The sequence below is a fragment of the Aminobacter sp. P4_H6_2 genome, from assembly GCF_056400805.1.
The window spans coordinates 1-5,627 of the sequence record NZ_JBFUKO010000351.1 but is presented as its reverse complement, the minus strand read 5'-3'; the positions used below and the strand labels follow the sequence as shown (position 1 = coordinate 5,627).

The window sequence follows — 5,627 nt, the reverse complement described above, 5'->3', positions numbered from 1 at the left end:
AACGAAGTCTATGCCGAGATGGAAGCGACCAACCCCGGCTTCAAGAAGATCTGGGATTCGATCAAGGCGTTCCGCAAGGACCACTATCTGTGGGCACAGATCGCAGAGTACAACTACGACACCTTCATGATGATCCAGCAGCGCAACGGCAAGCTCTGATCTGATCGCGCAAAATCAAGTCGAACCCCGGAGCAGCTGCTTCGGGGTTTTTCTTTGTCTGCATCGCTTTTGGGGAAAGACGACGCGGAAATGAAAAGGGCGCCTCTCGGCGCCCTTTCACGTGAGCTGGACCGATCAGTTGAAGCTCGGCGGCTTTGTCAGGTCGTTGGCAGGTGCTGCGGGTGCCGTGCCAGGCGCAGGTGCGCCCAGCGGCGACAGGCCCAACCCGCCACCAAGTCCCGGCATCTCGGGCATCTTGAAGTCGACCGAGTTGGGATCGACCACCTTGCCCTTGTAGTGCATGACCATCTGAGGGAAGGCGATGGTCAGCCCGATCATGATGATCTGGATGCATACGAAGGGTACCGCACCCCAGTAGATCTGCCCCGTCGTCACCGGCTGGATGTTCTTGCCGGTGATGCGGTCGAGATAGGGTACGCGGGCGGCGACCGAACGCAGGTAGAACAGAGCGAAGCCGAAGGGCGGGTGCATGAAGCTCGTCTGCATGTTCACGCCCAACAGCACGCCGAACCAGATCAGGTCGATGCCGAGCTTGTCGGCGGCAGGCGCCAGAAGTGGCACGATGATGAAGGCCAGCTCGAAGAAGTCCAGGAAGAAGGCGAGCAGGAAGACGAGAATGTTGACGGCGATCAGGAAGCCGACCTCGCCGCCGGGCAGCGACACCAGCAGGTGTTCGACCCAGAGATGACCGTTGACGCCGTAGAAGGTCAGCGAAAAAACGCGCGCGCCGATCAGGATGAAGATGACGAAGGACGAAAGTCTCGTCGTCGATGCGAGCGCCTGGCGGATCACGTCGAGTGAAAGCCGGCCCTTCGCAGCGGCCATGATCAAGGCTCCGACCGAGCCCATCGCACCGCCTTCGGTCGGGGTGGCGATGCCGAGGAAGATAGTGCCGAGCACCAGGAAAATCAGCGCCAGCGGCGGGATCAGCACGATGATGACCTGCTGGGCCAGTCGCGACATCATGTTGATCTTGAGACCACGGTCGGCGATCGCGGCGATGTAGATGACGATGACGCCGACACAGGCGCCGAGGATGTCGGCATTGGCGCCATGCGTCGGCGACAGATAGACATGGGCGGCATAGGCGATCACCACGGCGAGCAGCAGTGCCGCAAACAGCGAGGTCACGCCGTGGCCGAGCGTGCGCGCCTCGAGCGGCAGTGCGGGCATCGACTTCGGCCGGATGATCGACATCAGAAAGATATAGCCCATGTAGAGGCTGGTCAGCACCAGTCCGGGGATCAGCGCCCCCTTGTACATGTCGCCGACCGAGCGGCCGAGCTGGTCGGCGAGCACGATGAGCACGAGCGAGGGCGGGATGATCTGGGCGAGCGTGCCGGACGCCGCGATGACACCAGAAGCAAGCCGCCTGTCATAGCCGTAACGCAGCATGATCGGCAGTGAGATCAGTCCCATGGCGATGACCGAGGCGGCAACCACGCCGGTTGTCGCTGCCAAAAGCGCACCGACGAAGATCACGGCATAGGCGAGGCCGCCGCGGATCGGGCCGAACAGCTGGCCGATCGTGTCGAGCAGGTCTTCGGCCATGCCGGAGCGTTCGAGCACGATGCCCATGAAGGTGAAGAACGGGATCGCCAGCAGCGTTTCGTTCGACATCACGCCCCAGAAGCGATCGGGCAATGCATAGAGGAGCGGCCAATCGAGGGTGATGGAGTTGTTGGAGTAGGGCGCGAGTTCGACGCCGATGAAGAAGAACAGCAAGCCGTTGGCGGCGAGTGAAAAGGCGACCGGATAACCAAGCAGCATGAAGACGATGAGCGAGAAGAACATGATCGGCGCCATGTTCTGGGCGATGAACTCCATCATGGGCGCACCTCGTCGGCGAGCGCCTTGCCTTCGAGTTCGGCCTGCTCATGGATCGAGATGAACGGGGTCGGGTCCTCCATATCACCACGCATGATGGCGATCTTCTTGATGATCTCGGAAACGCCCTGGAATGCCAGCTGCACGAAACCGACCAGCAGCAGCGCCTTGGCCGGCCACAGGATCAGGCCGCCGGCACTCGACGACATTTCGCCCGAGCGGAACGACAGGCTGACATAGGGGATGAAGTAAACGATCATCAGGATGACGAAGGGCATCAAAAACAGCAGGTGCCCGAGCAGGTCGATCCAGTGCTGCACCCGGCGCGAGAACATGCCGTAGACGATGTCGATGCGGATGTGTTCGTTCTGCTTCAACGTGTAGGCGGCGGCCAGCATGAAGGCGGCGCCGAACAGGTACCACTGCAGTTCCAGCCAGGCGTTGGACGACATGTTGAAGGTCTTGCGGATGACCGCGTTGCCAGAGCTGACCAGGATGGCAACCAGGATCGCCCAGGATACCGTCTTGCCGATCGCCTCGTTGATGCGGTCAATGAATCTGGATAGAGCGAGAAGCCCTGCCATGCATTCCTCCCTGATTTGATGGGGCAGCCGTTGTTCCCCGACGTTCTTTTTCCGGCACTCCCCTGATGTTCATGGGTATGCCGGTCACGGGTGTCGCGTCAACACAACAGCTGAGTGTCGTCAATCACCGCAAAAGCCGCAAAGGCTGGGAAAAGGTGCTGTGACGCTGCGACATACAACCAAAGTCGCAAGCAAAAACCGGTCTTTTAGACCGAGCTGGGCGCGTCCTTGCGGTCGCCGGTCAAGACCAGCATCGCTGCGAGCAGCGCATACATCCAGGCGTCGCGCCATTCGATCGGGAAGTAGCCGGCCCACAGTGCCTCGGCCAGGCCGAAGGCAGCGGCGCCAAGGGCTGCGCGACCGGGGGCGTAGTAGCCGCCGACCGCAGTGATGAACAGGATCTTCAGGCCGTAGACGAGGCCGGCGCCGAAACCGAGATTGCCGTAATAAAGTGCGGCCAGCACTCCGGCGAGCCCGGCGCAGAGGCCTCCGAACAGCAGAGCGCGATGGAAGACACGCGCTGTGTCGATGCCGCAGAGTCTTGCAGCGAGCGGGTCGTCGGCGACGGCCCGCCAGAAGCGACCGAAGTTCGACCGTGCCAGCAACAACGCGCCTGAGATGATGACCACTGCTGCAATCGTCGTGTTGATCAGCTGGATGACCGTGAGCGTCGCGACGAAGTTGCCACCCGAGGCGAAGACCACCGGTGTCGAAAGCATCGGTGGCAGCCAGTAGTCATGCGTGTCGGCAGCAATGCGGCTCAGTTCCATCAGTACCAGCAGCGCGCCTAGCGACGCCGCAACGATCGCGTTGGGCGAGCGGCTGGCAAGCGGGGCGAAGACGGTGCGCGACAAGAGCCGGCTGAAGAAGGCGGCGTAAGCGAGCGCGATGAAGATGCCGAAGGCGATGGTCACCGGCAGGGTCAGCCACAGCACCTGCCAGCCATAGACTGCTGCGAGGATCATGGTCTGGYCGCAGAAGGCAAAGATGCCGCCATAAGCCAAATTGGTGCGCTGGAGCAGGCCGTTGCCGAGCGCATATCCGAAGGCAAGCAGCGCGTAGATCGCCGCCGAATGCACGCCATTGAGGAGCTGTTGGAAGAAGTAGAGCATGCGCTGTCCGGCTGGGCGGGCACCTTCCGCGCCAGCACAAAATTGCGCTTCGAAATCTAACTTGTCAAACCGAGTTTACCAGTTAGATTTGAAACATGTCAGTTGCCTGGACCCGACATCGCTTCGCCGGCGGCGCGCTTGCGCTCGATACCGCCAACACGGTTGTGCTTCGCGGCGATACGGAGCGCTCCTTCRACCGTTTCGACGAACCAGTGGAGATCGCCCGCTTTGCCACCGCCGCCAGCAGCTTTCGAGCCGACGAGCTCAGGGGCAGGGCGCTTGCCGCGCCCGATCCGCATGCGATCGCCGGAAAAGTCATCGCCATCCGCGAGACAACGGACCGGCTGTTCCGGCGCACGGTGGCCGACGGGGGCCTGGCCGCAGCCGATATGCCAGTCTTCCTCAATGCCTGCGCCGATGGGCTCGCCGGCTCGCGAGAGTTGCTTAGCCCTGAAGCCCCGTTTGGGGTCTCGCCGGAACCGTTGGCCTTTGAGGCAGCACTCGCCGTTTCCGCACTGTCGCTGCTGTCGTCCGACACTATGTCTAGGCTCAGGATCTGCCCGAACTGCGGCTGGCTGTTCGTTGACCGCAGTCGCAACGGCAGCCGGATGTGGTGCGACATGGCCGTCTGCGGCAACCGCCAGAAGGCCAGGCGCCACTACAACAGGCGCAAGGAGGAGGTGGCGAATGCCTGAGCGGAGATTTTTGCGTGCCGCGGTTGCCCTTTCGGCGCTCGCCTTGATCGGGCTGGCCGGCTGCCGCGAAAGCGGCGGCGAGGGCGAGTATTTCGCGCTGTCCGGTCGCCTGTTTGTCTTCAATTACCGGGTCGCCACCGTGCGCTACGTGGTGACCTTGAGGCCGCTCAAGCCGATTGGCGCGGCCGAGGTCGCGGTGGCGAGTTTCGAAAACCCGGCAGGCGGCGAGCCGATCATCGTGAATCAGAAGATCTGGCCGATGAGCGAGAAGGTCACGATCGAAAGCCCACCGCTCGAATGCGTGGTCAAGGACCTGTCGTACAAGGTGTCGATTCGCATCGAGGATGCGAAGGGCAAGGCGATGCAGCTATTGGAGACAATGATGGCCTCGTCGCAGGACCAGTCGATGCTGCCCGACAAGCCGCTGGCTGTCGGACCGTTTTACGACCCCAATCCCGAGCTGAAAGGTCATCCCGATGGGCATGTACCCGGTGGCCGCGGTGTGCGCTGCCCGGCTTCGGCCTGAATTTCCGGCTGACGGAAATTTTCGTGCGCGCTAAGAGCATTCCCGTTCGCATTCATTCGCAGCGAGCGGTCGGGTGCATCTTCGATTGTACTTTTCCCCGTGCAAAGAAATTCGTTTGACGCGACAGTCGTGCCCAGAAAAGCTATCCCTAAGCTACCCAAGGTCAGCCGCCCGAATCGTGGGCGGTTCGGGCACAGGAAATGCGGATGACGCTTCACGACGTCGCTCTCGATGACAAGTTCGATCTGGGCAAGGAGCGGATCTTCCTCTCCGGCGCGCAGGCCGTCATCCGTATGCTGGTCATGCAGCGCGAAAGGGACCGGCTAGCCGGCCTCAATACGGCAGGTTTTGTCTCGGGTTATCGCGGTTCGCCGCTTGGCGGGCTCGACCTGCAGCTGTGGAAAGCCAAGAAGCAGCTCGCCCAATCTAACGTCATCTTCCAGCCCGGCCTCAACGAAGAGCTTGCCGCCACTGCATGCTGGGGGTCGCAGCAGGCGGAGATACTGGGCGAAGGCAAGCACGACGGCGTCTTTTCTGTCTGGTACGGCAAGGGCCCCGGCGTCGATCGCTCCGGCGACGTCTTCCGCCACGCCAATCTTGCAGGGTCGTCGAAGCATGGTGGCGTGCTGGCCCTGATGGGCGACGACCACATTGCCGAATCCTCGACCAATGCACATGCCACCGAGTTCCTGTTCGTCGACAC

5 protein-coding genes and 2 pseudogenes are annotated in these 5,627 nt (G+C 61.9%); 4 read left to right on the top strand and 3 right to left on the bottom strand.

Annotated features, from left to right (window positions below; genetic code table 11):
- Positions 1-159, top strand: a pseudogene (locus tag AC1DUU_RS21400) (ABC transporter substrate-binding protein); the annotation flags it as partial.
- A 135-nt stretch (positions 160-294) separates the two neighbouring features.
- Here AC1DUU_RS21400 and AC1DUU_RS21395 read toward each other — a convergent pair.
- The 3 genes from AC1DUU_RS21395 to AC1DUU_RS21385 all read right to left on the bottom strand — a co-directional run bounded on the left by AC1DUU_RS21395 (position 295) and on the right by AC1DUU_RS21385 (position 3,703).
- The gene (locus AC1DUU_RS21395) at positions 295-2,010 is read right to left on the bottom strand and encodes a TRAP transporter large permease (RefSeq protein WP_476785405.1); all 1,716 of its coding nucleotides are present in this window, start codon (positions 2,008-2,010) and stop codon (positions 295-297) included.
- Entirely contained in the window at positions 2,007-2,591 is a 585-nt protein-coding gene (locus AC1DUU_RS21390; RefSeq protein ID WP_476785404.1) for a TRAP transporter small permease subunit, read from the bottom strand. The genes AC1DUU_RS21395 and AC1DUU_RS21390 overlap by 4 nt, the downstream gene beginning before the upstream one ends.
- Before the next feature lie 206 nt (positions 2,592-2,797).
- On the bottom strand, positions 2,798-3,703 hold the full coding sequence (locus AC1DUU_RS21385; RefSeq protein WP_476785403.1) for a branched-chain amino acid ABC transporter permease: 906 nt from the start codon (positions 3,701-3,703) through the stop codon (positions 2,798-2,800).
- 95 nt (positions 3,704-3,798) lie between these two features.
- Here AC1DUU_RS21385 and AC1DUU_RS21380 point away from each other — a divergent pair, with 95 nt between their 5' ends.
- The 3 genes and pseudogenes from AC1DUU_RS21380 to AC1DUU_RS21370 all read left to right on the top strand — a co-directional run.
- Positions 3,799-4,398: a CGNR zinc finger domain-containing protein gene (locus tag AC1DUU_RS21380; protein WP_476785402.1), complete on the top strand. Its 600-nt coding sequence runs from the start codon at positions 3,799-3,801 to the stop codon at positions 4,396-4,398.
- On the top strand, positions 4,391-4,924 hold the full coding sequence (locus AC1DUU_RS21375) for a hypothetical protein (RefSeq protein ID WP_476785401.1): 534 nt from the start codon (positions 4,391-4,393) through the stop codon (positions 4,922-4,924). The genes AC1DUU_RS21380 and AC1DUU_RS21375 overlap by 8 nt, the downstream gene beginning before the upstream one ends.
- A 206-nt stretch (positions 4,925-5,130) precedes the next feature.
- Positions 5,131-5,627: pseudogene (locus AC1DUU_RS21370) on the top strand (indolepyruvate ferredoxin oxidoreductase family protein); the annotation flags it as partial.

Excerpts from the sequence above, each read along its gene's own strand:
- AC1DUU_RS21375 (WP_476785401.1), top strand. The coding sequence starts at position 4,391 with ATGCCTGAGCGGAGATTTTTGCGTGCCGCGGTTGCCCTTTCGGCGCTC.
- AC1DUU_RS21395 (WP_476785405.1), bottom strand. The coding sequence starts at position 2,010 with ATGATGGAGTTCATCGCCCAGAACATGGCGCCGATCATGTTCTTCTCG.
- AC1DUU_RS21390 (WP_476785404.1), bottom strand. The coding sequence starts at position 2,591 with ATGGCAGGGCTTCTCGCTCTATCCAGATTCATTGACCGCATCAACGAG.